The organism is Streptomyces iconiensis (assembly GCF_028657195.3).
Taxonomy (GTDB): Bacteria; Actinomycetota; Actinomycetes; order Streptomycetales; family Streptomycetaceae; genus Streptomyces; species Streptomyces iconiensis.
Window position 1 is genome coordinate 1 of record NZ_JANCPR020000034.1, and the last position, 26,639, is coordinate 26,639.

Annotated in this window: 23 protein-coding genes and 1 pseudogene; 19 read left to right on the forward strand and 5 right to left on the reverse strand. The window is 71.5% G+C overall.

Going from position 1 to position 26,639, the window contains the following annotated elements; translation table 11 throughout:
- The first annotated feature begins 176 nt into the window (after nucleotides 1-176).
- From alr to NMN56_RS29040, 4 genes are all read left to right on the forward strand, one after another.
- Complete coding sequence (gene alr, locus NMN56_RS29025; protein WP_274040545.1) at nucleotides 177-1,307, forward strand: alanine racemase; 1,131 nt, start codon at nucleotides 177-179, stop codon at nucleotides 1,305-1,307.
- A 146-nt stretch (nucleotides 1,308-1,453) separates the two neighbouring features.
- Nucleotides 1,454-2,995 (forward strand): alpha/beta fold hydrolase, encoded by a 1,542-nt coding sequence (locus NMN56_RS29030; protein WP_274040292.1) that lies wholly within the window; start codon nucleotides 1,454-1,456, stop codon nucleotides 2,993-2,995.
- A complete protein-coding gene (gene tsaE / locus NMN56_RS29035) occupies nucleotides 2,913-3,518 on the forward strand; it encodes a tRNA (adenosine(37)-N6)-threonylcarbamoyltransferase complex ATPase subunit type 1 TsaE (protein ID WP_430542734.1) in 606 nt (201 codons plus the stop codon). The genes NMN56_RS29030 and tsaE overlap by 83 nt, the downstream gene beginning before the upstream one ends.
- Before the next feature lie 139 nt (nucleotides 3,519-3,657).
- On the forward strand, nucleotides 3,658-3,861 hold the full coding sequence (locus tag NMN56_RS29040) for a hypothetical protein (protein ID WP_274040291.1): 204 nt from the start codon (nucleotides 3,658-3,660) through the stop codon (nucleotides 3,859-3,861).
- Nucleotides 3,862-3,981: 120 nt separating this feature from the next.
- Here the strand turns inward: NMN56_RS29040 and NMN56_RS29045 are convergent, their stop codons facing one another.
- Nucleotides 3,982-4,554, reverse strand: coding sequence for a hypothetical protein (locus tag NMN56_RS29045; protein ID WP_274040290.1), 573 nt, complete (start codon nucleotides 4,552-4,554; stop codon nucleotides 3,982-3,984).
- A gap of 190 nt (nucleotides 4,555-4,744) precedes the next feature.
- Here NMN56_RS29045 and NMN56_RS29050 point away from each other — a divergent pair, with 190 nt between their 5' ends.
- The 8 genes and pseudogenes from NMN56_RS29050 to NMN56_RS29085 all read left to right on the forward strand — a co-directional run bounded on the left by NMN56_RS29050 (nucleotide 4,745) and on the right by NMN56_RS29085 (nucleotide 14,736).
- Nucleotides 4,745-6,103, forward strand: a complete 1,359-nt coding sequence (locus tag NMN56_RS29050) for an LmeA family phospholipid-binding protein (RefSeq protein WP_274040289.1) — start codon at nucleotides 4,745-4,747, stop codon at nucleotides 6,101-6,103.
- 212 nt (nucleotides 6,104-6,315) lie between these two features.
- Complete coding sequence (gene tsaB / locus NMN56_RS29055; protein ID WP_274040288.1) at nucleotides 6,316-6,990, forward strand: tRNA (adenosine(37)-N6)-threonylcarbamoyltransferase complex dimerization subunit type 1 TsaB; 675 nt, start codon at nucleotides 6,316-6,318, stop codon at nucleotides 6,988-6,990.
- A gap of 20 nt (nucleotides 6,991-7,010) precedes the next feature.
- A pseudogene (gene rimI / locus NMN56_RS29060) lies at nucleotides 7,011-7,520 on the forward strand (ribosomal protein S18-alanine N-acetyltransferase); the annotation flags it as partial.
- A gap of 199 nt (nucleotides 7,521-7,719) precedes the next feature.
- Entirely contained in the window at nucleotides 7,720-8,883 is a 1,164-nt protein-coding gene (gene tsaD / locus NMN56_RS29065) for a tRNA (adenosine(37)-N6)-threonylcarbamoyltransferase complex transferase subunit TsaD (RefSeq protein WP_274040287.1), read from the forward strand.
- Nucleotides 8,883-9,134, forward strand: coding sequence for a hypothetical protein (locus tag NMN56_RS29070; protein ID WP_274040286.1), 252 nt, complete (start codon nucleotides 8,883-8,885; stop codon nucleotides 9,132-9,134). Before tsaD ends, NMN56_RS29070 begins: the two co-directional genes overlap by 1 nt.
- Before the next feature lie 198 nt (nucleotides 9,135-9,332).
- Nucleotides 9,333-10,703, forward strand: coding sequence for a serine hydrolase domain-containing protein (locus NMN56_RS29075; protein WP_280842637.1), 1,371 nt, complete (start codon nucleotides 9,333-9,335; stop codon nucleotides 10,701-10,703).
- A 153-nt stretch (nucleotides 10,704-10,856) separates the two neighbouring features.
- On the forward strand, nucleotides 10,857-13,313 hold the full coding sequence (locus NMN56_RS29080; RefSeq protein WP_274040284.1) for a hypothetical protein: 2,457 nt from the start codon (nucleotides 10,857-10,859) through the stop codon (nucleotides 13,311-13,313).
- Nucleotides 13,303-14,736: a hypothetical protein gene (locus NMN56_RS29085; protein WP_274040283.1), complete on the forward strand. Its 1,434-nt coding sequence runs from the start codon at nucleotides 13,303-13,305 to the stop codon at nucleotides 14,734-14,736. The genes NMN56_RS29080 and NMN56_RS29085 overlap by 11 nt, the downstream gene beginning before the upstream one ends.
- On the opposite strand, the gene NMN56_RS29090 is transcribed toward NMN56_RS29085, so the two are convergent.
- Nucleotides 14,718-15,923 (reverse strand): class I SAM-dependent methyltransferase, encoded by a 1,206-nt coding sequence (locus NMN56_RS29090; RefSeq protein WP_274040282.1) that lies wholly within the window; start codon nucleotides 15,921-15,923, stop codon nucleotides 14,718-14,720. The two genes, NMN56_RS29085 and NMN56_RS29090, sit on opposite strands and share 19 nt — an antisense overlap.
- A 520-nt stretch (nucleotides 15,924-16,443) precedes the next feature.
- Between NMN56_RS29090 and groES the strand changes: the two genes are divergently transcribed.
- Together groES and groL are read left to right on the forward strand one after the other, a co-directional pair.
- Nucleotides 16,444-16,752, forward strand: a complete 309-nt coding sequence (groES, locus tag NMN56_RS29095; protein WP_274040281.1) for a co-chaperone GroES — start codon at nucleotides 16,444-16,446, stop codon at nucleotides 16,750-16,752.
- A 106-nt stretch (nucleotides 16,753-16,858) separates the two neighbouring features.
- The gene (groL, locus tag NMN56_RS29100) at nucleotides 16,859-18,484 is read left to right on the forward strand and encodes a chaperonin GroEL (protein WP_274040280.1); all 1,626 of its coding nucleotides are present in this window, start codon (nucleotides 16,859-16,861) and stop codon (nucleotides 18,482-18,484) included.
- 180 nt (nucleotides 18,485-18,664) lie between these two features.
- On the opposite strand, the gene NMN56_RS29105 is transcribed toward groL, so the two are convergent.
- Both NMN56_RS29105 and NMN56_RS29110 read right to left on the reverse strand, forming a co-directional pair.
- Complete coding sequence (locus NMN56_RS29105) at nucleotides 18,665-19,438, reverse strand: SDR family NAD(P)-dependent oxidoreductase (protein ID WP_274040279.1); 774 nt, start codon at nucleotides 19,436-19,438, stop codon at nucleotides 18,665-18,667.
- Between the two features lie 122 nt (nucleotides 19,439-19,560).
- Nucleotides 19,561-20,232: an MOSC domain-containing protein gene (locus NMN56_RS29110; protein WP_274040278.1), complete on the reverse strand. Its 672-nt coding sequence runs from the start codon at nucleotides 20,230-20,232 to the stop codon at nucleotides 19,561-19,563.
- 88 nt (nucleotides 20,233-20,320) lie between these two features.
- Between NMN56_RS29110 and NMN56_RS29115 the strand changes: the two genes are divergently transcribed.
- Nucleotides 20,321-21,208 carry a LysR family transcriptional regulator gene (locus NMN56_RS29115; protein WP_274040277.1) on the forward strand — a complete coding sequence of 296 codons (888 nt, stop codon included), beginning with the start codon at nucleotides 20,321-20,323 and terminating at the stop codon, nucleotides 21,206-21,208.
- Nucleotides 21,209-21,277: 69 nt separating this feature from the next.
- Here the strand turns inward: NMN56_RS29115 and NMN56_RS29120 are convergent, their stop codons facing one another.
- Nucleotides 21,278-21,592 (reverse strand): WhiB family transcriptional regulator, encoded by a 315-nt coding sequence (locus tag NMN56_RS29120; protein WP_274040276.1) that lies wholly within the window; start codon nucleotides 21,590-21,592, stop codon nucleotides 21,278-21,280.
- Nucleotides 21,593-21,960: 368 nt separating this feature from the next.
- Here NMN56_RS29120 and NMN56_RS29125 point away from each other — a divergent pair, with 368 nt between their 5' ends.
- From NMN56_RS29125 to NMN56_RS29140, 4 genes are all read left to right on the forward strand, one after another.
- Nucleotides 21,961-22,572, forward strand: coding sequence for a response regulator transcription factor (locus NMN56_RS29125; protein ID WP_003948568.1), 612 nt, complete (start codon nucleotides 21,961-21,963; stop codon nucleotides 22,570-22,572).
- 301 nt (nucleotides 22,573-22,873) lie between these two features.
- Nucleotides 22,874-23,500, forward strand: coding sequence for a sigma-70 family RNA polymerase sigma factor (locus tag NMN56_RS29130; RefSeq protein WP_274040275.1), 627 nt, complete (start codon nucleotides 22,874-22,876; stop codon nucleotides 23,498-23,500).
- A 94-nt stretch (nucleotides 23,501-23,594) separates the two neighbouring features.
- The gene (gene guaB, locus NMN56_RS29135) at nucleotides 23,595-25,109 is read left to right on the forward strand and encodes an IMP dehydrogenase (protein WP_274040274.1); all 1,515 of its coding nucleotides are present in this window, start codon (nucleotides 23,595-23,597) and stop codon (nucleotides 25,107-25,109) included.
- Nucleotides 25,110-25,282: 173 nt separating this feature from the next.
- Entirely contained in the window at nucleotides 25,283-26,392 is a 1,110-nt protein-coding gene (locus NMN56_RS29140; protein WP_274040273.1) for a GuaB3 family IMP dehydrogenase-related protein, read from the forward strand.
- Nucleotides 26,393-26,639: the final 247 nt, after the last annotated feature.

The window sequence follows — 26,639 nt, forward strand, 5'->3', positions numbered from 1 at the left end:
GGGCAGGGGCAGGGGTGGGGCAGTGCAGTGGCGGGGGACCGGCGCCGTGCCGCCCCGGGGTGGAGCCGACGGAGGCGTGAGCGCGCACCTGCGACACTGAAACGGTGAACGTCCAGCAGGTTCAGCAGCCGCCAGCCTCCGGCCGGGAGGTTTCCCCGGCCCCGCCCTCCGCCGCCCTGGCGACGCACCGCGCACGCGCCGAGATCGACCTCGATGCGGTACGTGACAACGTTCGTACGCTGCGCGAGTACGCGCCCCGCGCGGAGCTGATGGCCGTGGTGAAGTCGGACGGTTACGGCCACGGCGCCGTGCCCTGCGCCCGCGCTGCGCGTCAGGCCGGTGCGGGTTGGCTGGGTACGGCGACGCCGGAAGAGGCGTTCGCGCTGCGTGCCGCGGGGGACCGGGGCCGGATCATGAGCTGGCTGTGGACGCCGGGCGGGCCCTGGCGGCAGGCGATCGAGCAGGACATCGACGTGTCGGCGAGCGCCCGTTGGGCCCTGGACGAGATCGTCGCCGCCGCGCGCGCGACGGGCCGTACGGCGCGCGTGCATCTCAAGGCCGACACCGGGCTCGGCCGCAGCGGCTGCCAGCCCGCCGACTGGCCGGACCTCGTGGCTGCTGCGCGCGCGGCGGAGGCCGAGGGCGCGCTGCGCGTGACCGGCGTCTGGTCGCACTTCGCGTGCGCCGACGAGCCGGGGCACCCCTCCATCGCGGCGCAACTGGACGCGTTCGGCGAGGCGCTGGACCAGGCCGGACGCGCGGGCCTCGACCCGGAGGTGCGGCACCACGCGAACTCGCCCGCCACGCTCACCCTGCCCGCGTCGCACTTCGACCTCGTCCGCACGGGCGTCGCCGTCTACGGCCTCTCGCCGTCCCCCGACGTGGGCACGTCGGCGGGGCTGGGGCTGCGCCCCGCGATGACGCTCAGCGCCTCATTGGGCCTGGTCAAGCAGGTGCCGACCGGCCACGGAGTGAGCTACGGACACGCTTACCACACCGCGGAAGAGACAACGCTGGCGCTGGTGCCGCTCGGCTACGGCGACGGCGTCCCGCGCCACGCCTCCGGCGTGGGGCCCGTACTGGTCGCGGGCAAGCGCCGCACGGTCGCGGGGCGGGTGGCGATGGACCAGTTCGTCGTCGACCTGAACGGTGATCTGGCGGCGGCCGGCGACGAGGCGGTGCTGTTCGGGCCCGGCGACAGAGGCGAGCCGACCGCCGAGGACTGGGCTCGGGTGACGGGCACGATCGGATACGAGATCGTCACGCGGATCAGCGGCCGGGTACCCCGGGTATACCTGAACGAGTGAGGGAAACCGGGCCCCTGTGACGGATGGGGTTCGTGAGCGCGTGGGCACCACGCGAAGGCACCGAGCAACGGCACGGCGCAACGGCACGCGCGATGACACCGCGCAACAGAACCGCGCAACGGCACCGACAGTACGGGGGCTTGAGCATGAGCGAGAGCGACAAGGTGCGTGATGCCGCGAGAGCCGTCGCGGCCGTCGGTGCGGCCGATGTGGCGAGGGAGGCGGCCAGAGAGGCGCGGGAGACGCTGAATACCCCTGGCGGAGCGGCCGATTGGCCCCGTAAGGCCGGGATCGCGGGCGTCGCCATAGGGGTCGTCGCAGCGGGCGTCGCGTTCGAACGCCTCACCGTGCACCGCGCGGTGCGCCGCAGGGCGCGTGCCGCGCTGGACGCGGCCGGCCCGTACGGCTCGCTGCGGGGCACCCGGGGCAGCGCGGTGGCCGAGGACGGCACGGAGCTGTACTACGAGGTGGAGGAGCCGGCCGACTTCACCGGAGGACCCGGCGAGGCCGCGGCCTCGGGCGACGGGGTGGGCGGTCCCGAGGTCGACTCCGTACGGCTGGACGGCGCCAGGCACCCGAACGGCGCGGAAGCCGGGCACTCGGACGCCGCCGGCCAGGAGCACGCGGAACCCCAGGAGCACACGGACGGCTCCATGGGCGGGGCTCAACGGGGCCTGCTGCTGCGGCTGTTGCGTGGCGCGCGGGAACGTGCGGGAGAAGCGGGGGAGCCCGGGGGAATGGGGGTAGCGGGAGAAGCGGGGGCAGCGGGAGAAGCGGCGCCGCTCACCGTGGTCTTCTCGCACGGGTACTGCCTGAACCAGGACGTGTGGCACTTCCAGCGCGCCGCCCTGCGCGGCGCCGTGCGGACCGTCTACTGGGACCAGCGCAGCCACGGCCGCTCCGACCGCGCGCCCGTCGGGGAGCGGGTCTCCATCGACCTGCTCGGCCGCGACCTGAAGGCCGTGCTCGACGCGGCGGTGCCGGAGGGCCCCGTGGTGCTGGTGGGGCATTCGATGGGCGGTATGACGGTGATGGCGCTGGCCGACCAGTACCCGGAGTACATCGCCGAACGGGTCGCGGGCGTGGCCTTCCTCGGCACGAGCGCGGGCGGGCTCGCCGACGTCACCTACGGGCTGCCCGCGGCCGGGATACGCGCGGTACGGCGCGTGGTGCCGGGCGTGCTGCGGGCGCTGGTCTCGCAGACGGAACTGGTCGAACGGGGGCGGCGTGCGGGCGCCGACCTGTTCGCCGGGCTGGTCAAGCGGTACTCGTTCGGCAGCGCGCGGGACGTCGATCCAGGGGTCGCACGGTTCGCCGAGCGGCTGATCGAGTCGGTGCCCGTCGATGTGGTCGCCGAGTTCTACCCGGCGTTCGCCGAGCACGAGAAGACCGGGGCGCTGCCCGCCTTCGATGAGCGCCCCGCGCTGGTGCTCGCAGGGGACCGCGATCTGCTCACGCCGTACGAGCACAGCGAACGCATAGCCGCCGCGCTCCCCGAGGCCGAGTGCGTGATCCTGGAGGCGACCGGGCACCTGGCGATGCTGGAGCGGCCCCGGGAGGTCAACGGCCATCTCGCCGAGTTGCTGACGCGTACCATCCGGACGCATGGAAGCACCGCACCACCAGCACATGGTCCAGCCCCCGCAGGCCCCGAGCACCGGCGTCACCGTCACGGTTCCCAGCGCTGAGCGCATGCGCGAGCTGGGAGGACGGCTCGCGAAACTGCTGAGGCCCGGCGACCTCGTCATGCTGACGGGTGAACTCGGCGCGGGCAAGACGACGTTGACGCGCGGACTGGGCGAGGGCCTGGACGTACGGGGCGCGGTGACCTCGCCCACGTTCGTCATCGCGCGCGTACACCCGCCGCTGGCCGAAGGCCCCCCGCTGGTCCACGTCGACGCGTACCGGCTGGGCGGCGGGCTGGAGGAGATGGAGGACCTCGACCTGGATGTCTCGCTGCCCGACTCGGTCGTGGTCGTGGAGTGGGGCGAGGGCAAGGTCGAGGAACTGACCGAGGACCGCCTGCACGTGGTCATCTCCCGCTCACTGGGCGAACCGGGCGCCGGGTACACAGGCGACGCCGCGTACGGGGGCGACGGCGCGAATGCGGGCGAGGGCGACGCCGCGTACGAGGACGACGTACGGACGGTGACCGTGACCGGCGTCGGTGAGCGCTGGGTCGGAGAGGACCTGACGGCGCTGCGTGCGTAACGTGCGTCTCACGTCCCGACATGGTGTCGGCAAGATGTTGCGCGGTCGGTGTACCGCGTGGTCCCATGGGGAGTGAGAGCAGGGTTAGGTATACCTAAGTATGCCTGACCACGGCGCCACCAGCCCCCGGGAGGGAGCCATGACGGCACACGAGTCCCAGGAGCGTCCTGAGCAGGCTGTCGCGGGCAAGCCCAAGCCCAAGCCCGCACCGAAGACGCCCATGAGTGAACTGCTCGCATCCTGCGCCGCCGCGGCGGCGGTCTCGAACCCCCCGGCGGACACCGCGTCCCGCACCGAGGAGCCGACCGTCCCCGCGCAGCGCCCGAGCAGTCGCGCGGCGTAGCCAGCCGCGCCCCCAAGGGGCGCGGGGAACGGCGCGACCGGCCACGATGTGAACCGCGGTCCGCGATGCACGATCAGGGGCACGCGGTTCCGGGGCCGGCGACGAACAGGCGGCGCCCGCTCAGCGGACGACGACGACCTTGGTGCCGTTCGTCGCGAGAAGCCACAGCGCCTCGCCGTCCTCGCGCTTCTCGCGGATGCCGCCCGTCTTGCGTGAGCCGTCGGGCTTCGGCATCGAGCCGTCGACGGCGGCGCTGAAGCCGATGGTGACGCCCTGGACGTTCGCGAACCGTACGACGTTCTCGATGGGCACCCCGTCCGAGCCCGTGACGTGCGAAGAGCGCGAGGTGACCTTGTAGGCGCCGGGGGGCGGGCTGACGGTGCTCGGTACGACCTTGAACGTTCTGGTGACCTTCTCGCTCTTGTCGACCAGCCACACGCGACGCCGCTCCAGCGCGTAGACGACGCGGATGCCCTTGCCCGACTTGGCGGGCAGCGCCTTCTCGTCCTTGGAGGGCTTCTTCTTCGTGCCTGAGGCGCCGGGTGAGGGGGAGGAGGGCTGGGAAGCGGAGGGCTTGCCCGCCTTGTCCTGCGCCGCCGAAGCCTGGAACGCGAAGAAGGCGATCACCGCGAGTGCCACGGCCGTCAGCCCGGCCACGACCACTCCCGCGCTGCCGCCGCTGCTGCGTGCCACCGTGTGCCGCCACCCTTCGTGCCGTACCTGCGCTGCCGTTGACGGTAGCAGTACGGTAAGCACCCTTCCGGACGGACCGGCACCGGCCAGGCAGGGGTGGGGCACCGGCCAGGGCCGGGTCGGGCACCGGTCAGGCGGTGGCCTCAGCGAGGACTTGGAGTAACGGCGGCCCCTGTGTTGGCATATGGCGATGACCCCCCACGGTTCATCGACAAGCTCTACAACCCCCATACCGGAGTCGCGGAACCCCTACGACGAGCTGGCCTCGCTCGCTCCGCCCGGCACCCCGGCCCCCACCGGCGAGCCCAAGCCGAACCCGTACGACGCGCTCTCGTCCGAGCCGGGGCCCGATGACAACCCGTACGACCATCCCTATGAGGAAGGTCCCCTCGGGTTCAGCCTGCGCTCGGACTACGACGAACCGGCGTACGAGGACCGGATGCCGTATCTGCGTGCCGTACGCAGGCGGCGCCGCTCGCGGTTCACCACGACCGTCAAGCTCGGCATCGCGCTGTGCGCGCTCCTCGCCTTCCTCGCGATCGGTGACCGCTGGGCGGCGCTCTACGCGGAGGGCAAGGCGGCCGAGAAGGTCCAGGACGCGCTGAAGCTGCACGCGGCGCCCGAAGTGCACATCGAGGGCTTCCCGTTCCTGACCCAGCTCGCCGACGAGCGCCTCGACCACGTCGAACTGACGATCCCCGACGTCCCCGCAGGCCGTGTCTCGGTCGCGCAGGTCAACGGCACCGTCAACGATGTGAAGATCGTCGGCAACGCGCCGTCCTCCATCCAGGGCGCCGTGCTCGGCCGGATGAAGGGCGACGTACTGCTCGCCTTCGACGACCTCGACCGCGAACTGGGCACCTCGCAGGTGAAGTTCACGGCAGGCGGCAAGAACACCGTGCTGGCCGACGGCAAGCTGCCCGTGGCGGGCAACGAGGTCAAGGTACGGGCACGCGCCCATGTCCAGCGCACCGGCGACCACGGCGTCGGCACCACTGTCGACGACATGCGGCTGGATGTGCCCGGCCTCTTCAGCTACACCCCCGGCACGGGCAAGGACGCCGGGCTGCGGCTGGCCCGCCCCCTCGCCGAGCGCATCCAGCGCGACGCGGCCAAGGCCAAGGCGCTCTTCGGCGTACGCGCCATCGCGCAGCGCTTCGGCCTGTCCGAGGAGCGGGCCCAGCGCGTACGGCAGAGCGAGCGCGAGCTGCACCGGGTGACGGGGGCGCCGAAGTTCCTGGACAAGGTGATGCAGGTCAACATGCTCGACGTGCTCATCGACAATCCCTGGCTCCTGAAGAAGATCGGTATCGACCCCGGGCTGGTCGAGGGCCTCAAGAAGATCGAGGAGCCCAAGCTCGCCGACAAGCTGGCGCTGAACCTCAAGCTGCCCGAGATGCCCGGCGATGTACGGCTGCGCGGCATCTCGGTGGCCAAGGACGGCATCCGCGCTGACCTCACCGGCGTCAATGTGCCGTTCGGCAAGGGAGCTGACAAGGGAGCGGACAAGGACAAGGGCGGGGAGAAGGCCGCGGCGGGCGACCACTGAGCGCGGGCCGGGGTCCGGAGTTCCGGTACGGCTCCCGAAGGCGGGTAGCCGAGCGCGACGCAGAGTGACGGTGGGAGAGCGGGCGTTCGGTCGGCAGCGGGAGAGCGGGTGTCCTGGTCACGGCGGAAAATCGGGTGCCCCGGCAACGGCTGAGGGGCAGGTGTCAGGGCGATCGCGGGAAGGCAGGTGCGCGGGCGCCGTACGCTGGACGGGTGCTGATGCTCGCCCTGGATACCGCAACGCCCGCCGTCACCGTCGCCCTGCACGACGCCGACGGCGACCGTACGCTCGCCGCCTCCGACCAGATCGACGCCCGCCGCCACGGCGAACTGCTGCTCCCGGCCGTCGACCGGGTGCTGCACGAGGCCGGGCGGAAACTGGCCGATGTCACGGACCTGGTCGTCGGCGTCGGCCCCGGCCCGTACACGGGGTTGCGGGTCGGGCTCGCGACGGCCGAGGCGTTCGGGGCCGCCCTCTCGCTGCCCGTGCACGGGGTGTGCACGCTGGACGGCATCGCGTATGCCTCGGGACTGGAGACGCCCTTCGTGGTGGCGACGGACGCGCGCCGCAAGGAGGTCTACTGGGCGCGGTACGCCGATGCGCGCACCCGCCTCGGTGAGCCGGCCGTCGACCGTCCTGCCGACCTCGCCGAGCGCACAGGGGACGTGACCGCGCTGCCCTCCGTCGGCGCCGGCGCCGTGCTGTACGCGGACGTGTTCAGCGGCGTGCGCGAGGACCTGCCCGCGCACCAGTCGGCCGCCGCCCTGGCCAGGCTCGCCGCCGAGCGGCTGGCGCGCGGCGAGGAACTGCTGGCACCGCGCCCGCTGTACCTGCGGCGGCCCGACGCGAAGGTCCCGGCCAACTACAAGGTGGTCACGCCCAGGTGAGCGGGGCGGGGAGCGCGGGCATGAGCCCGGCCAATGGCGTCACGATGCGTGAGATGCGCTGGTGGGACATCGAGCCCGTGCTCGCGCTTGAGGAGGAGCTGTTCCCCGAGGACGCCTGGTCGGAGGGGATGTTCTGGTCGGAGCTGGCCCACGCGCGCGGCCCGTACGCCACCCGCCGCTACCTCGTCGTCGAAGGACCTGAGGGTGAGCTGGTCGGCTACGGCGGGCTCGCGGCCGTAGCCGGTATGGGTGACATACAGACCATCGGCATCGTGCCCGCCGTCCGCGGCACCGGACTCGGCGCGCGGCTGCTGCGCGCGCTGATCCGCGCGGGGACCGACTTCGAGTGCGAGGAGATCCTGCTGGAGGTGCGCGTGGACAACGCGCCGGCCCAGCGGCTCTACGAGCGCTTCGGCTTCGCGCCCGTCGGCATCAGACGCGGCTACTACCAGCCGGGCAACGTCGACGCCCTGGTGATGCGGCTCGCCGACCCCTCGACCGTCATCGAAACGCCGGACCCCGATCCGGACGGCGCCCCCGGCCCGGACGGTACCCCCGATCCGGACGGCGCCTCTGACCCGAACGGCACCCCCGGTCCGGACGGCGGCTCCGGTCCCGGCGGTGCCGTTGGCCCGGCCCGTACCTCGACCCGCGCCCCGACTCGCACTCCGACCCCGAGTACCCCCGGCACCCCGAATACCCCTAGCACCCCTCAAGGAACAGAACGCCATGGCTGACGAACCTCTCGTTCTCGGCATCGAGACCTCCTGCGACGAGACCGGCGTCGGCATCGTCCGGGGCCACACCCTGCTGGCCGACGCGATCGCCTCCAGCGTGGACACACACGCGCGCTTCGGCGGCGTCGTGCCGGAGATCGCCAGCCGGGCGCACCTGGAAGCGATGGTGCCGACGATCCAGCGCGCCCTGAAGGAAGCCGGGATCGCCGCGTCGGACCTGGACGGCGTCGCTGTCACGGCGGGTCCGGGGCTCGCCGGCGCGCTGCTCGTGGGCGTCTCGGCTGCCAAGGCGTACGCGTACGCGCTGGGCAAGCCGCTCTACGGGGTCAACCACCTGGCCTCGCACATCTGCGTCGACCAGCTCGAACACGGCGCGCTTCCGGAGCCGACCATGGCGCTGCTCGTCTCCGGGGGGCACTCCTCGCTGCTGCTCGCGCCCGACATCACCTCCGACGTACGGCCGCTGGGCTCGACGATCGACGACGCGGCGGGCGAGGCGTTCGACAAGGTCGCGCGCGTGCTGCACCTCGGCTTCCCCGGCGGCCCGGTCATCGACAGGTACGCGAAGGAGGGCGACCCCGCGGCCATCGCGTTCCCCCGCGGGCTGACGGGTCCGCGTGACGCGCCGTACGACTTCTCCTTCTCGGGGCTCAAGACCGCGGTGGCCCGCTGGATCGAGGCCAGGCGGAAGGCCGGCGAGGAGGTGCCCGTCGCCGATGTGTCCGCCTCCTTCCAGGAGGCGGTGACCGACGTGCTCACCCGCAAGGCGATCCGCGCCTGCAAGGACGAGGGCGTCGACCACCTCATGATCGGTGGCGGCGTCGCGGCGAACTCGCGGCTGCGCGCCATGGCGGAGGAACGGTGCGCGGCTGCCGGTATCACCCTGCGGGTGCCGCGCCCGAAGCTGTGCACGGACAACGGCGCCATGGTGGCCGCACTCGGTACGGAGATGGTCGCGCGCAACCGCGCACCCTCGGACTGGGACCTGCCGGCGGACTCCTCGCTCCCGGTGACGGAACCACACGTTCCGGGCGAGGCACACGGCCCCCACTCCCATGGGTCCGGCGACCACGCACATGAGCACGACCACGACCATGCCCACGCGCCTGACCATGACCATGTGCACGAGCTGAGCAGGAAGAACCTCTACGCCTGATGCCGACCGTAGCCCTCATGTGGGAGGCCAAGGCGGCGCCCGGCCGTGCCCCCGAACTCCTCGACTGGGCGCGCGCCCAGACCCTCGCCGCCGATCCTGAACGCCGCGAGCACTTCACGGCGCCCGGCGAACGCGTCCTCGTCATCACCTGGTGGGCGGGCGGCTACGACGCCGATGTGCCCGAACTCCCGGACCCGGCCGGGGACTTGATCGCCAGGCCGGTGCACAGGTGGCGGTTCGAACGCGTGTGAGGCGGCGAGGCGCCCGCTGGCGCCCCAGGTGCCGTACGCCCCAACTGTGGCCGCTGCGCGCGGAGTTCTGCGGACATACGGCCTGGTTTCCGGGCGAGGGTGCTGATTTACTCCTCGCGCCGGGACCGGCGGTGGGCGAGCGGGAGGGGCGGGGCGATGAGCTTGAGGGGTACTCGGGTACGGGGGAGCCAGGCGTGGGTGGCCGCGGCGATCGTCGTAGGGGCACTGGTGGCGGGCGCTGTACCGGGGCAGGCGAGCCCGCGCGCGGGAGCACACGGGGAGCGCGGTCCCCACGCGACGCCCCCGTTGCCCCACCCATTGACCCACCCGCTGATCCATCCGGCCGGTCACCCCGCGACGCCCCCGTCCGCGCACCCCGCCGCACAGGCAGCCATGGAGGCGGCCGTGAAGCGCGGCGTGCCGGGCGCGATCGGCCGCATCGAGGCGAGCAGGGGCACCGAGGCCGGCGCAGGCACCGAGCTGAGCGGGCGTATCGGAGCGAGCGGGCGTATCGGAGCGAGCGGGCGTATCGAGGCGAACGTGGCGCACGGGGCCCGCGCGAACCCCGCTGACGGTGCCCACGCGTGGAAGGGGACGGCGGGGGTCGCCGACCTGGCGAAGGGCACGCCCAGGAACCCGCACGATCACTTCCGTATCGGCAGCGTCTCCAAGACGTTCCTGGCCACGGTCGTGCTCCAGTTGGAGAACGAGGGGAAGCTGAGCCTGGACGACACCGTGGAGAAGTGGCTGCCCGGACTCGTCGTCGGGAACGGCAACGACGGCAGCAGGATCACGGTGCGCCAGCTCCTCCAGCACACGAGCGGCCTCTACGACTACCCGTACGACCCGGACTTCGACGCGGTCTACGGCACCGACGCGTTCCTGGAACACCGCTACGAGAGCTGGGCACCTGAGGCCGTCGTCGGTGTCGCCATGAAGCACCCGCCCGAGTTCGCACCCGGTACGAGCTGGAAGTACAGCAACACCAACTACGTTCTCGCCTCACTGATCGTCGACAAGGCCGCAGGCCGGTCGTACGCGCGGGAGATCGAGCGCCGCGTCCTCAAGCCGCTCAAGCTGCACGGCACTTCGCTCCCCGGTACGAAGCCGGGGCTGCCCGCACCGCACAGCCGGGGCTACGTCCGCTTCACGCCGGACGCCGCGCCCCTCGACGTCACCGGACTCAACCCCTCATGGGCGCGCGGCGCGGGCGACATGATCTCCACGGCGCGCGACCTCAACCGCTTCTACGACGCGCTGCTCGGAGGAAAGCTGCTGCCCCAGCGGCAGTTGGCGAAGATGCTGCGCACCGTGCCGACCGGTGACACGAGAACGCCGCGGGTGGCCTACGGACTGGGCGTTTTCGTCTACCGGTTCTCCTGCGGTGTCGAGGCATGGGGCCACGGAGGCGGCATCCACGGCTCCGCCTCCTTCGTGGGCACGACCCGTGGCATGAAGAACGCGGCCGGACGGCACGGGAACCCTCCGCGCACGATGGCGTTCCACTACAACGTCGCCGGGGGGAGCAGCCCCCACGAGGTCGCGGACGCCGAGTTCTGCGCGCGGTAGCTCCGTAGAGCGACAGCGCTGCGACACGGGGCCCCGCAGCGCTGTGGCCCCGTAGCGCGCACGGCTGCGCGGAGCCTGGCTGCACTCACCCTGTGTCACCCGGCAGGATGGGGTGTGCAGGTACGCACGATCGGGGACAGCCGGGGGGCCGTGATGCGCAGCCAGAGATCCGCACCGCGAACGGGTCCCGGGAGACGGCCCGCGCAGGTCTTCGTCACCCCGCGGCGGCACATACGGCAGCACACACGGCGGCCCCAGGCGGCGCCACCGGCAGCCGTACGGGCCCACGTCGCAGGGGCCGCCACCCCGCGGACTGCCGTCGAACGGTTTCTGGCCGCTCGGGCCCTGACCGTTCGGACCTCGGCCGTCCTGCTGCTCACGGCACTGGCAGCGCTCGCATCCGTACTCGCGTCGGCACCGCCCGCGACCGCAGGAGACGCGGGCGGCGGGGTACGGGACGCGCGCGGCAGCGTCACGTCAGCGAAGAGCGCCGAGGGCAGGGCCGACGGCGGGTCCGAGGGCAGGACCGACGGCAAGGCGCAGGGCAAGGCGGCGGGCAAGGCGGAGGACGGCAGGACGGACACCCCGGCCGCCTACCTCGCCGAGAGGCTCCGCGAGAACCCCGTCTACCTCTCCGACCAGTTCCCCCGCACGAACCCCCTCTCCTCGGCACCCAGGTTCGCCGAGCAGGCAAGGCGCACGGGTGTGCCCACGTACGTCCTCATCGTCCCCCGGGAGGCGGTCGACGTCGCGGACGGCGAGGAACTCCTGGCCGCCGTGCACGACAGGCTCGGCAAGAAGGGGCTCTACATACTGCTGGACGGCACAGGGGCCGCGCCCTTCGTCTCCACCTTCGGAGTGGACGTGCCCGCTGAGGACGCGGCGACGGCCACCCAGTTCGAACTTCCCTACGACGCGGGCACATTGCTCACCCTCACCCACTTCGTCGAGGCCCTGCGCTCCGACGACGTGGCCGAACGGGCCCGCGAGGCGCTCGACTCCGGCATCGACGGATCCGAACCCGACGACCTCTACACCGACCCCAGCGAACGCGAGGACCAGAGCACCGCCACGGGGTTCCTGCTCACCTGCGTGCCGCTGCTCCTCCTGGGCACGGGGCTGTACGTGGGGCGCAGGCGCGGTGGCATGGGTCCTGGGCCCGCGCTCGTCGGCTCCGTCGCGGCGGGAGCGGCCGTCCTCATCGGCGTCGGCGCCCTGTTCGTACACGACGACACCCGCTCCGACGGCGACCCGCTGCCCACGGCAGCCGATATGAACGCCAGAACGGAACGTGTGGCCGACGGGCTGCGCGAAAGCCCCCTCTACACCGACCCGCTGACATCCGGCGCGCTGACGCCCCGGCAGCGCGCCGCACTGACCGCACGCGCCGAACGGCTCGCCGTACCGGTCTACACCGCCGTCGTTCCCCTGGCGCCCGAGGACGAGTCGTCGGGACACGGCGACCGGCTGGCACAGCGGCTGCACAAGCGGCTCGGCAAGGACGGCGTGTACGTCGTCGCGGGTACGCGGCCCTCCGAGGGCATGGAGATCGTCAACTACGGGGGCAAGGCCGACAGCAGCGACCTCTACCGCTCCACCGACAAGCTGCGCCTCGGCTCCGCCGGCGGGGACACCGGCGGCAGCGGGGAGGGCGGGGAGGGTGAAGGTGCGGGAGAGGGCGGCGACTCCGGGCTCTACGAGCGGCTCGACGAGGTACTGGACCACGTCGAGGACGCACGCGCCTCCCGGCCCGGCGAGCCGTTCCTTCCGCCGCTGTCCGTGGAGGACCCCGTCGAGGAGGACGCGCTGCCGCCGCTGTACTCCGGACAGATGATCGGCGGCGCCGTTCTGGGCGCCTTCGGCGCGGCTGCCGGTACCGGCCTGGTCGCGGCGGGGTTCGGTATCGGGCGGCGCACGGGGCTCGTAGGAGCGCCTGTCTCCCGCGTCCGGGAGGTGGTGCGGCTGGCGGGCGCCGACCCGCTGAGCGCCACCCCCGATGTACCCCAGCGCCCCTCCAGCAGCTGGCTGCGCAGAACCGCGCGGCGCGAACTGGACGAGCTGAACGAGGAGTTCACGCACACCGCCGAGACGGTCTCCGACCAGGTGCGGGGCCGCGCGTGGGAGTGCCTGGACGCGGCGACCCTGCTCCTCGACCAGGAGGGTGACAGCCGCGTCGACGCGGACGCCGACGCGCCCACGCTCGCAGCCGGCCTCGCGCTGATACGTGCGGGCAGCGCCGCGCTGCGCGACCGGACGTGGGCCTTCCCCGTCGAGATGCGCCTGTGCGTCCTCAACCCGCTGCACGGCCAGGCCGTGAGCAACAGGAAGCTGAAGTTCCCCGGAGAGGACGGCCGCCCCCGCGCGCGCCCCGTCTGCGCCGGGTGCGCAGCGGCGCTGTCGGCACCCGAGGTCACCCGCGCGAAGGCCCAACGGGGCGTCATCGGGACCCGGTTGCTGCGGCTGCGCGTCCCCGGCGGCGGTTCGGGCGCGTACGAACCCTACGACCGCCTGCCAGGACCGCTCGCCGCCACCGACGGCACCGGCGCACGCGCCGGGCTCACCTCCGACCAACTCGTCCGCCGTGTACGGGAGCAGCTAGGTGTCCACTGAGCCACGCGCCGGACTCGGCGCCCTCCTCGCCCCCTTCGCCCTTCTCGCAGCGCTGCTGCTGCTGCCCCTGTCCCAGGCACCCCCCGCCGAAGCCGCAACCGGGCACACCACACCGGCACCGGCCAAGGCCGCGGCGGCCGGGCACGCGGCGGCCGTCACAGCCCCCGGCAAGGCCAGCCCGGGTGAGAAGATCGCGCGCGGCCTGCGCAAGTCGCCCGTCTACGTCGACCCGGCGTACGCGGACGCGCTGCCGCCAGGTCAGCGCGGCAAGCTGGCCGCGAAGATCGAGAAGTCGGGCATCCCGATCCGGATCGTCGTCGTCCCGTACATCTCCGGGGACGCCTGGGACGGCGATCCCGGCAAGATGGCGGACGTGGTGCGCGACCGGCTGGGCGAGAGCAAGAAGCGCGAGGCGGTCTACATGACGCTCAGCGCGTCCGGCGGAGACTTTCTGAACGGCTATGAGTACCCCGGTAAGCGGCATCAGGCGTTCTGGGGCGTGGCCGCCGTCGGTCACCTGGACGACATGAAGGACAAGAGCCTGTACACGAGGTTCTCGCGCGCCATCGAGATCGTGGAGGCGGGCAACGGGGACAAGGTGTACGAGGAGGCCACCAAGGACCTCGGCGACGCACCGTCCCGTGGCACCCTCGGGGGCGGTCTCTCCCCGCTCCTGATCACCGCGCTGGTGGTGGCCGGGCTCGCCGTGCTGCTCGCCGCCGCGCTGCTCGTCCGCTTCCTGCGGCACCGCTCCCGCACCTCCGTGCGCGTGCCCTTCACCTCGCCGCGCTCCGTGTTCGCCACGGCGCGTGAGGCCGACGAACGCGACCTGCGCGTGCGTGCCCAGCACGAAGTGGTGACCCTCGGCGAGGAACTGAGCGCACTGGAGTCCTCAGCGGCGCACGATCAGGCCGCGCTCCAACTCGCCCTCGACGCCTACGCGGCAGCGGGCACCGTGCTCGACGCGGCCGACGGCGTCCCCGACCTCGCGGGCGTCCTCGCGCTCGTGCACGAGAGCCGCCAGGCGCTCACCCGTGCCACCCGAGCCACCCGCGGTGCGAAGGGCAACCAGGGCGGCAGGAACCGCAGAAAGGCCAGGAGGGACGCCCAGCTGCCCCTGTGCTTCTTCCACCCGCTGCACGGCCCCGCCAGGGAACGGATCCGCTGGCGCCCCCTGGGCCGCCGCGACTCCCTGGACGTGGCCGCCTGCGAGACGTGCGCAGCCGCCGTCGCGAGTCACCGCGCCCCCGAGGTCCTCACGGCGGCCCAAGAGGGCCGTACCGTCCCGTACTTCGAGATACCGGCCGAGCGCAGCCTGTGGGCCGCCACCGGATACGGCTCACTCGGCGAGGGCACCCTGACCGAGCGCGTCGCGCGCGGTGACTTCTCGCGCGCCCGGGAGGCTCAGGAGGCGGCCGGCTGACGCAGCGGGCGCCCCAGCAGCATGCTCGGGGCGCCGGCGACCCGCGTGAGGAAGACGGTGCACGCCTCACCCCCGGCCCGGGGCTCCAACTTCAGCTTCCTGCGCAGCTCCTCGGGCTCAACGGCCGACCCCCGCTTCTTGACCGTGAGCACTCCGACTCCACGCTCCCGCAGCAGCGCACGCAGCTTCTTGACGTTGAAGGGCAGTACGTCCGTGATCTCGTACCCCGTCGCGTACGGCGTCACATGGGCGGCGTCCGCCGTCACGTAGGCGATCGTCGGGTCGATGAGCCGCCCGCCCACCAGCGCCGCGACCTCGGCCACCAGGTGCGCGCGGATCACCGCGCCGTCCGGTTCGTAGAGGAACCGCCCCACCGCCCCCACATCGGGGTCGGGCAGCCCCTGCCCGTGCAGGGTGTCCCCCGCGGGAAGGAGCGTCGCGCGCACGGCGCCGGGCCGGGGCTCCCCCTTTCCGGTGAACCACAGCACGGCTTCCTTCACGTCACCGCCGTCCGAGACCCACTCCGCCTCTGCTTCGTCCGGCACGGCCTCGTGCGGGATGCCAGGAGCCACCTTGAGCGCACCGTACGGCGATGCGCGTGCCGCCTCCACGGCCCAGCTCAGCGGCGGCGAGTACGCCTCGGGATCGAAGATCCTGCCGCGCCCGCCGCGCCGTGCCGGGTCGGCGAACACCGCGTCCCAGCCCTCGGTACCGACCTCCGTCACATCGGCGCAGCGCACCTCGACCAGGTCCCCGAGTCCCAGCGCCGCCACGTTCGCTCGGGCCACGGCGCAGGTCAACGGGTCCCTGTCGACGGCCAGCACCCTGAGGCCCTCGCGCGCCAACGCGAGCGCGTCACCGCCGATACCGCAGCACAGGTCGACGACCCCCCGTGCGCCCAGCGCCGCGAACCGCCGCGCCCGGTGCCTCGCCACGGGGGCGCGGGTCGCCTGCTCCACACCGTTCGGTGTGAAGTACATCCGCCGCGCGTCCTCAACGGGAAACTTCGCCGCCGCCCGCTGCCGCAACCGCGCCTGCGCGAGCGCGGCCGAGACGAGCCCCGCCGGATGCCGCTTCCGCAGCCGCGTCGCCACCGCGATCTCCCGCGAGGGCTCGTAGTCCCGCAGCTCCTCCAGAAGCGCCTGCCCCTCGTCATCCCTGAGCAGCGCAAACGTCTCAAGATCCACCCCCCGATTCTCCCCCGCCCCCCACCAGCCCCCAAGCCCACCCCACCCCAAGCCCGCCCTGAGGGCACCTCCCGGCCGGCGGCTGGGGAGGATTGCGGACGAGCGCGAGCGACAACCCCCGCGGCGGAAAACCGCAAACTCCCCGCAAGGAACAAGCGACAACCCAGCAGCGGGAGACCCCACAACCCGCGGCAAGGACCCGACCCACAACTCCACAGCGGGGAACCCCGCAACCCCGTAGCGGGACCCCGCAACCGCGTAGCGGGAGCCCCGCAAACCCCCGCAAGGGAACAAGCGTCCGCCCGCAGCGGGGACCCCAACACATCCAGGAAAGCCGGTGCGGCTAGCACTCCGCTTGACCGAGTGCTAAGCCAGGCATAATGTCGAGCCTGGCACTCTCCTCGTGGGAGTGCCAGCACTGCGCGACAGGCAGATCCGGCACCCGCGACGACGGATCTACCAGGTTGCCACCCCAGACATATGCCCCAGTGATGAGATCTCCGAAGGGGGAGGTCGGATCGTGACGACCGCCAGTTCCAAGGTTGCCATCAAGCCGCTTGAGGACCGCATCGTGGTCCAGCCGCTCGAAGCAGAAGAGACCACGGCTTCCGGCCTGGTCATTCCGGACACCGCCAAGGAGAAGCCCCAGGAGGGCACAGTCCTGGCCGTGGGCCCGGGCCGCTTCGAGGACGGTAACCGACTGCCGCTCGACGTCTCCGTCGGCGACATCGTGCTGTACAGCAAGTACGGCGGCACCGAAGTGAAGTACAACGGCGAGGACTACCTCGTCCTCTCGGCCCGCGACGTTCTCGCGATCGTCGAGAAGTAGTCAGCAGTCAGACTGCAGTGAACCGCGCCCTGGTGCCCGCTCCCTATGAGGTAGCAGGGGCCAGGGCGCGGCTCGTGCGAGACGTGTGAGAGGACAGAACGCTCCCATGGCGAAGATCCTGAAGTTCGACGAGGACGCCCGCCGCGCCCTCGAACGCGGTGTCAACAGCCTCGCCGACACCGTGAAGGTGACCATCGGCCCCCGTGGCCGGAACGTCGTCATCGACAAGAAGTTCGGCGCCCCGACCATCACCAACGACGGTGTCACCATCGCGCGTGAGGTCGAGGTCGAGGACCCCTACGAGAACATGGGCGCCCAGCTCCTGAAGGAGGTGGCGACCAAGACCAACGACATCGCTGGTGACGGCACCACCACCGCCACGGTGCTGGCCCAGGCGCTGGTCCGCGAGGGCCTGCGCAACGTGGCCGCCGGCGCCTCGCCCGCCGCCCTGAAGAAGGGCATCGACGCGGCCGTCGCCGCCGTCTCGGCCGAGCTGATCGCGACCGCGCGTCCGATCGACTCCAAGGAGGACATCGCCTCCGTCGCCGGGCTGTCCGCGCAGGACAAGCAGGTCGGCGACCTGATCGCCGAGGCGATGGACAAGGTCGGCAAGGACGGCGTCATCACCGTCGAGGAGTCCCAGACCTTCGGCCTGGAGCTGGACTTCACCGAGGGCATGGCCTTCGACAAGGGCTACCTCTCGCCGTACTTCGTCACCGACCAGGAGCGTATGGAGGCCGTCCTCGACGACCCGTACATCCTGATCCACCAGGGCAAGATCAGCTCCATCCAGGACATGCTGCCGCTGCTGGAGAAGATCATGCAGTCCGGTGGCTCCAAGCCGCTGCTGATCATCGCCGAGGACGTGGAGGGCGAGGCGCTCTCGACCCTCGTCGTCAACAAGATCCGCGGCACCTTCAACGCCGTCGCCGTCAAGGCGCCCGGCTTCGGCGACCGCCGCAAGGCGATGCTCGGCGACATGGCGACCCTCACCGGTGCCACGGTCATCGCCGAGGAGGTCGGCCTCAAGCTCGACCAGGCCGGTCTGGACGTGCTGGGTTCGGCCCGCCGCGTCACCATCACCAAGGACGACACCACGGTCGTCGACGGTGCGGGCAAGTCCGAGGACGTTCGCGGCCGGGTCGCCCAGATCAAGGCCGAGATCGAGACCACGGACTCCGACTGGGACCGCGAGAAGCTCCAGGAGCGTCTGGCGAAGCTCGCGGGCGGCGTCTGCGTCATCCGTGTCGGTGCGGCCACCGAGGTGGAGCTGAAGGAGAAGAAGCACCGCCTGGAGGACGCGATCTCCGCGACCCGCGCGGCCGTCGAGGAGGGCATCGTCTCCGGCGGTGGCTCCGCGCTCGTCCACGCGGCCAAGGTGCTGGAAGACAGCCTCGGCAAGGAGGGTGACGAGGCCACTGGTGTCGCCGTCGTCCGCCGCGCCGTCGTCGAGCCGCTGCGCTGGATCGCCGAGAACGCGGGCCTTGAGGGCTACGTCATCACCTCCAAGGTCTCCGAGCTTGAGGCCGGTCAGGGCTTCAACGCTTCGACCAGCGAGTACGGCGACCTCGTCAAGGCCGGCGTCATCGACCCGGTCAAGGTGACCCGCTCCGCGCTGGAGAACGCCGCCTCCATCGCCTCGCTGCTGCTCACGACCGAGACCCTGGTCGTCGAGAAGCCTGCCGAGGAGGAGTCGGAGGCCGGTGGCCACGGCCACGGCCACTCCCACTGAGGCATCCACTCCGCCGCCGGGCGCACCCCCAGAGCTTCACGGGGGTGCGCCCGGCGCGTTGTGTCGTCCGGCCTCCTCTCCTGGCGAGCCGACCGCTCCCGGCAGGCCGACCCGAGCCGGCCTCGCTCGGCGGGCTCGGCGAGTCGGCCCGTACGCGCCCCGCTCCGTGAACGAACGGCCCTACTTCGGGCCGTACTTGCGCCCCGTCGTCGACGAGGCGTGGGCCAGCACGGAGCGCGGGATGAGCCGCGAGGCCCCCAGCAGTGCCTTGTAGCGCGGGTCGGGCACGCACAGCGTCTTCCCGCGCGCGAGGTCCTGCAGCGCCGTCTCCACGACGCGGTCGGCGTCGAGCCACATCCAGTCCGGGATGCTGCTCGCGTTCATCCCGGCCCTGTCGTGGAACTCGGTACGTACGAACCCGGGGCACAGCACCATCAGCCGCACCCCGCTCCCCGCCATGTCCTTCGCGGCACCCTGCGTGAACTGTGTGACCCACGCCTTGGACGCGCCGTAGGTACCGCGGGGGAAGAAGGCGGCGACGGAGGCGAGGTTGATGACCCCGCCACGGCCGCGCTCGCGCATGCTCTCCGCCGCGGCCGAGGTGAGCCGCAGGACGGCTTCGCAGTGCACCTTGAGCATGGTGAGTTCGTCGGAGACGGGCACCTCAAGGAACCGGCCCTTGTTGCCGAAGCCCGCGTTGTTCACCAGCAGGTCAACGGAGTGTTCGCGGTCGCGCAGCCGGTCCTCGACCGCGGTGATGCCCTCTTCCGTCGCCAGGTCGGCCGTGAGGACGGCCGCCTCGACACCGTGCCGGTCGTGCAGTTCGGTCGCCTTCTGGCGCAGCCTTTCGGTGTCCCGTGCGACCAGCACGAGGTTGTACCCCCCGCTCGCCAGCCGCCGGGCGAAGGCGGCGCCGATTCCTGCGGTGACTCCCGTGATCAGTGCAGTCGTCATACGGGGAACGCTATCCGGAGCACGCCTCCCGGCGGGGGCCGAGTCCACAGTGCGGGGCGATACCGTTCGCCGGCCGAACTGCCCCTCAGAAAGCGGGCACCCGCGCCCCGTTCGCACGGTGTTCAGGCGGTCCGCTTGAGCGCCGTCTCCCGGGCCAGGGGGTCGAGCGCTTCCCCGGCGGCCAGGATGCGCGGCAGCAGGGCGGGTTCGGTGGTCAGGGAACGGAAGAGAAAGCTGACGGTCACCTCGTGCCCCGGCCGGTGCACGACCTCCACCGGATCGCCCGCGTGCACCTCACCCGGCTCGATCACCCGCAGATACGCGCCGGACCTGGCCCGCGCCATGAACCGCTTGATCCAGCCCCGCTCCTCCAGCCAGCCGGCGAACGTGCGGCAGGGGATCCGCATCGAACAGACCTCCAGCAGCGGCCCTGTGCCCTTGGCCCCGACCCGCCAGCGCTCACCGATCAGCGCGTCGTCCACGGCGAAACCCGTGGTGGTGAGGTTCTCGCCGAACATGCCGTTGCTCAGCTCGCGCCCCAACTCCTCCTCCCACTGGTCGAGTTCCTCGCGTGCGAAGGCGTAGACCGCCTGCTCGTTCCCTCCGTGGTGGCGCAGATCGCCGATCGTGTCCCCGGCGAGCCCGCTGCCGCCGGTCCCACGGGGCCCCGGCGCCGCGACGACCACGCCGGCACCGGGCTCGACCGGACGCTTGTCGATACCGGTCAGATGTCCTGCCGCGTCGGTGTGCTCCGAGCGGTGCGGTTTGCCGAGATTCACAGAAAGCACATGCATGATCCGAGCCTAGCCCGCATACCCCAAGGTGCTACGGCATTTTTTCCGCCCACCCCAAGGCTCCCTTATGCGGAGGTAGGCTTCACGCATGCTTGAGGCCCGTCATCTCCGCGTCCTGCGCGCCGTCTCCACCACAGGTTCCTTCTCGGCGGCGGCCCGTGAACTGGGCTGTACCCAGCCGGCGGTCAGCCAGCAGATGAAGGCACTGGAACAGTCGGCTGGAACCCCGCTCCTCGTCCGGGCCGGCCGCGAGATGCGGCTCACGGAGGCCGGGCAGGCCCTGGTCAGACATGCGGTGGGCATCCTGGCCGGGCTCACGGCCGCCGAGGAGGAGGTCGCGGCGCTCGCCGGGCTCCGGGCAGGCAGGGTGCGGCTGGTCTCGTTCCCGAGCGGCAGCTCCACCCTGGTCCCCACGGCCGTCGCCGCGATGCGCGCCGACCACCCGGGCACCCGCGTCTCCCTCGTCGAGGCCGAGCCACCGCGCTCGGTCGACATGCTCCGCGCCGGCGACTGCGAGATCGCCCTCGCGTTCCGCTACGAGCCCTCGCCCGAGTGGGACGACCTCGTCGTACGGCCGCTGCTGACCGACCGCCTGGTGGGCCTGGTCCCCGAGGGCCACGCCTTCGCCGACGCGGAAGAGGTCGGCATCGCGACGCTCGCCGAGGAGCCCTGGATCGCGGGATGCCCGCGCTGCCGGGGGCACTTGGTCGCGGTGTGCGAGGAGGCGGGCTTCACGCCGCGCATCGACTTCGCGACCGACGACTACCCCGCCGTCGTCGGCCTCGTGAGCGCCGGCCTGGGCGTCGCCGTACTGCCCGAGCTGGCGGTGGAGTCCGTCCGTACGAAGGGCGCACGCGCTGTGCGCGTCACCCCTGCGGTGCGGCGCGAGGTGGTGGCGCTCACGCTGCCGGATCTGGAGCAGGTGCCCGCCGTCGGCGCGATGCTGGACCGGCTGGAGGCCGCCGCCCGACGCTGAACCACCGGCGCCCGGGCGGCGGGCCGCCTCCGCGCGTGAACGTTTTTTCTCGGTGCCGGCAGCCTGCGGCTAGCCCTCGGAGCGCGCGTGCACCGACACCATCCGGTTCCTGGCACGCCCGAGCAGCTCTTCGCGTTCGTCCTCGGTCAGCCCGCCCCACACGCCGTAGGGCTCACGCACCTGGAGCGCGTGCGCCGCGCATTCAGCGCGCACGGGGCAGCGCATGCACACCTCTTTCGCGGATGCCTCCCGCGCGCTGCGCGCCGCGCCACGCTCCCCCTCGGGGTGGAAGAACAGTGAGCTGTCCACCCCACGGCAGGCGGCGACGAGCTGCCAGTCCCAAAGGTCTGCGTTCGGTCCGGGAAGACGGGAGAAGTCTGCCATCGCGTATCTCCTCGGTTGTGAGGGGTGCCCGTGAGTCACTCGTCGGTAAATATGACTCTTTGCGAATCTAACCAGTGATCCAGAGAAACGGAAGGAATGGATGCAAATAGGGCACTTCGGTAGGGATCTCTTTCCGGCTGTCCGGGGGTCGGGGATGGTGCTGATCTGTGTACGGCTGCTCACGTAGAGTGCTGGGAACGGCCCCGGAAATCCGTAACTCTTTCGGGTGACCGTCGTTGAGAGAGCGAAAGCGGTTGACTTGAAACAAGCCAGGGCACTGGTGTCCGAGGCCGTCGACCGCGCAGGTGAAGATTCTGAAGAGCAGCCTGGAGGCTCAAGGTGATGCGCATCAGCAGCGGAGGGCGGTCATGACATCCGTCCTCGTTTGCGACGACTCCCCGCTTGCCCGAGAGGCGCTACGCCGCGCGGTCGCGACCGTGCCCGGCGTTGAGCGTGTGACGACGGCGGCCAACGGCGAGGAAGTCCTCCGCCGCTGGGGCGCCGACCGATCCGACCTGATCCTGATGGATGTCCGGATGCCGGGACTTGGGGGAGTGGAGACCGTACGACGGCTCCTGTCCGCCGACCCCGGCGCCCGCATCATCATGCTGACGGTGGCGGAGGACCTCGACGGCGTGGCACTGGCGGTAGCCGCCGGTGCCCGCGGATATCTGCACAAGGACGCGTCGCGCGCCGAGTTGCGCGCGACCGTCACCCAGGCACTCGCCGACCCGACCTGGCGGCTCGCCCCACGGCGCCTCCGCTCGGCCGAGATGGGAGCTGCCCCCACGCTCACGGCGCGGGAGATCCAAGTGCTGGAGGGCATGAGTCACGGCCGCTCCAACGCGGAGATCGGCCGTGAGCTCTTCCTCTCCGAAGACACGGTCAAGACCCATGCCAGGCGGCTGTTCAAGAAGCTCGGCGCATCGGACCGGGCGCACGCTGTGGCGCTCGGCTTCCGCTGGGGTCTCGTCCGCTAGGTCCGACTGCTCGTAGGAACCGACAGCGCCGGACCGCCCCGGTCAACCGGCCCGCACGGCCCTACGGCGGCCTCGCCAGACGCCCGCCCGTCCGCATCGGTAGACGGGTGTGGCGGCGGGCCCGGCGCAGTAATTCGGCGCGTGCCGCATGCTTGGGAGTATGGAGTTCCTCGGGGACGGGTCGGTCGGGCGTGAGGGGAGGGCGCGGGACATGAGGGTCAGTGCGCCTGCGCATAACGCTTCGGCTCACATCTATGAGCGCGGTGCGGCGGACCGTGCGGCGTCGGTGCACCATGGACCGATGCGCGATGACGAGAACGGCGAGTCAGGGGCACCACCCGCTGCCGTTTCCGGTCACGGGGACGTGGCCGCCGAGGTCAGCGCCCTCGTTCAGCGCGCTGTCGAGGGCGATGCGCAGGCCACCCACGATCTGCTGGCACGTGTGCACCCGCTGGCGGTGCGCTACTGCCGTACGCGTCTGACCCGGCTTCCCGGAGACGCGCGTCACTTCGTCGACGACCTCGCACAGGAGGTCTGCATCGCGGTCCTCTGCGCGCTGCCGCGCTACCGGGACACGGGCAAGCCCTTCGAGGCGTTCGTCGTCGCCATCGCCCAGCACAAGGTCGCCGATCTTCAACGGGCCGCGATGCGTGGCCCCGGAAGCACGGCCGTGCCCTCGGACGAGATGCCCGAGCGGCCCGACGACTCCCTGGGCCCCGAGGAGCGGGCACTGCTCAGCAGCGACGCCGAGTGGGCCAAGAAACTCCTGGCCAATCTCCCGGAACACCAGAGGGAACTCGTTCTGCTGCGCGTAGCGGTGGGGCTGACGGCCGAGGAGACCGGGCAAATGCTGGGAATGTCACCCGGCGCCGTGCGCGTTGCACAGCACAGAGCGCTGAGCAGGCTGCGGGCACTCGCCGAGCAGTGACAGGGCGGCTTCTCCCTCTCGGAGAGCGGGGCCGGGCACCCTCTCAGGCCCGTTAGCATGGACGTCCGGTCGGGGCAAGCATGGGAAAGGTGTCATGACAGACAGGGTTGCTGATGTAGACGGAGTGCCCGCCAAATTCGCCACTCTTGGCCTGACATACGACGACGTGCTGCTGCTGCCGGGCGAGTCGGACATGACCCCCGAGGACATCGACACCAGTTCTCTCGTGTCCCGCAACGTCCGGGTGAACGTACCGCTGCTGTCCGCCGCCATGGACAAGGTCACCGAGGCGCGGATGGCCATCGCGATGGCCCGCCAGGGCGGTGTGGGCGTCCTGCACCGCAATCTCTCGATAGAGGACCAGGCCCGCCAGGTCGATCAGGTCAAGCGCTCCGAGTCCGGCATGGTCGCCGACCCGATCACCATCAGGCCCGACGCGACGCTGGAGGAGGCCGACGCACTCTGCGGCAGGTTCCGCATCAGCGGCGTCCCGGTGACCGACGGCGCGGGCAAGCTGCTCGGCATCGTCACCAACCGCGACATGGCCTTCGAGCTGGACCGCAGCCGCCAGGTCCGCGATGTGATGACGCCGATGCCGCTGGTCACGGGCAAGGTCGGCATCTCGCGTGACGAGGCGATGGAGCTGCTGCGCCGCCACAAGATCGAGAAGCTTCCGCTGGTGGACCCCGCCGGCACGCTCAAGGGCCTCATCACCGTCAAGGACTTCGTGAAGGCCGAGCAGTATCCGCTCGCCTCCAAGGACTCCGAGGGCCGGCTCCTCGTCGGCGCCGCCGTCGGTGTCGCGGGTGACGCGTACGACAGGGCGCAGGCGCTGATCGAGGCGGGCGCCGACTTCGTCGTCGTCGACACGGCGCACGGCCACTCCCGGCTCGTCGGCGACATGGTCGCCAAGATCAAGTCGAACTTCCCGCGCGTCGACGTCGTCGGCGGCAACATCGCCACACGCGACGGCGCCAAGTCCCTCATCGACGCCGGTGCCGACGGCGTCAAGGTCGGCGTGGGCCCCGGCTCCATCTGCACCACCCGCGTGGTCGCCGGCATCGGCGTACCCCAGGTGACCGCGATCTACGACGCGGCACTCGCCGCGAAGGAGGCCGGGGTCCCGGTCATCGGTGACGGCGGTCTCCAGTACAGCGGCGACATCGCCAAGGCCATAGTCGCCGGCGCCGACACCGTGATGCTCGGCAGCCTCCTGGCGGGCTGCGAGGAGTCGCCGGGCGAGCTGCTGTTCATCAACGGCAAGCAGTTCAAGTCCTACCGGGGCATGGGCTCGCTCGCCGCGATGCAGACGCGCGGCGGTGGCAAGTCGTACTCCAAGGACCGCTACTTCCAGGAGGGCGTCTCCGGGGACGACAAGCTCATCCCCGAGGGCGTGGAGGGCCAGGTCGCCTACCGCGGCCCCGTCTCCGCCGTCGTCCACCAGCTGATCGGCGGCCTGAAGCAGTCGATGTTCTACATCGGCGGACGCACCGTTCCCCAGATGAAGGAGAACGGCCGCTTCGTCCGCATCACCTCGGCGGGCCTCAAGGAGAGCCACCCGCACGACATCCAGATGACGACGGAGGCGCCGAACTACACGCGGCGCTGAGCGGTGTCCGCCGGAGGCCCCGGACTGCACTGCACGCGGGCCTGAGCGGCGTCCGCCGGCGTCGAGGCGGATCGGGTACCAGCAGTTTTCCGAGCCCGTGGCCCTCCGTGGCCGCGGGCTCGGGCGTGTCAGCGATACTGGGTCGCGGCACACCAGAGTGAAGGGCTGTAAACGTGACTGAGATCGAGATCGGGCGCGGAAAGCGCGGGCGCAGGGCATACGCCTTCGACGACATCGCCGTCGTGCCGAGCAGGCGCACCCGCGATCCGAAGGAGGTCTCCATCGCGTGGCAGATCGACGCCTACCGGTTCGACCTGCCGTTCCTCGCGGCGCCGATGGACTCGGTTGTCTCCCCCCGCACCGCGATCCGCATCGGCGAGCTGGGCGGCCTGGGCGTCCTCAACCTCGAAGGGCTGTGGACGCGTTACGAGGACCCCGAGCCGCTGCTCCAGGAGATCGCGGAGCTGGACGAGGCCACGGCCAACACGCGTATGCAGGAGCTGTACACGGAGCCGATCAAGGAAGAGCTGATCGGGCAGCGCATCAAGGAGGTCCGTGACGCGGGCGTTGTGACGGCCGCAGCGCTGTCGCCGCAGCGTACGGTCGAGTTCTCCAAGGCGGTCGTGGACGCGGGCGTCGACCTGTTCGTGATCCGCGGCACCACGGTCTCCGCCGAGCACGTGTCGAGCGCCGCCGAGCCGCTGAACCTCAAGCAGTTCATCTACGAGCTGGACGTGCCCGTCATCGTCGGCGGCTGTGCCACCTACACCGCCGCGCTCCACCTGATGCGTACCGGTGCCGCCGGCGTCCTCGTCGGCTTCGGCGGCGGTGCAGCGCATACGACCCGTAACGTCCTGGGCATCCAGGTCCCCATGGCCACCGCCGTCGCCGATGTCGCCGCCGCGAGGCGTGACTACATGGACGAGTCCGGCGGTCGCTATGTCCACGTCATCGCCGACGGCGGCGTCGGCTGGTCCGGCGACCTGCCCAAGGCCATTGCCTGCGGTGCGGACGCGGTCATGATGGGCTCTCCCCTGGCCCGCGCCACGGACGCGCCGGGCCGCGGCCACCACTGGGGCATGGAAGCCGTCCACGAGGAACTCCCTCGCGGTCGCCGGGTCGACCTCGGCGCGGTCGGCACCCTCGAAGAGGTCCTTCTTGGGCCATCGCACACGCCGGACGGTTCGATGAACTTCTTCGGAGCGCTGCGCCGGGCCATGGCCACGACGGGCTACTCCGAGCTGAAGGAGTTCCAGCGCGTAGAGGTCGCCGTCGCCCGTTGACCCCGGGCCCCTGCCCCGCCCTTTCACCGTTTCTTGCAGGGGAGGGCCCCATATCCCCCCACCTGTTCAGCCTCGCTCGCGCTCGTCCTCAATTGCCGGACGGGCTTTAGCTTCAGGGCTTCGCCCCTTCGCGGGGCGGGGGAGTCCAGAGGGGGCGGAGCCCCTTTTGGCGGGGGGATTGCCGGGTAGGGGTCCCCCCGGACGGAGTCTGGGGGAGGAGCCCCCCGACGCCCGGTCGGCGAGGCCA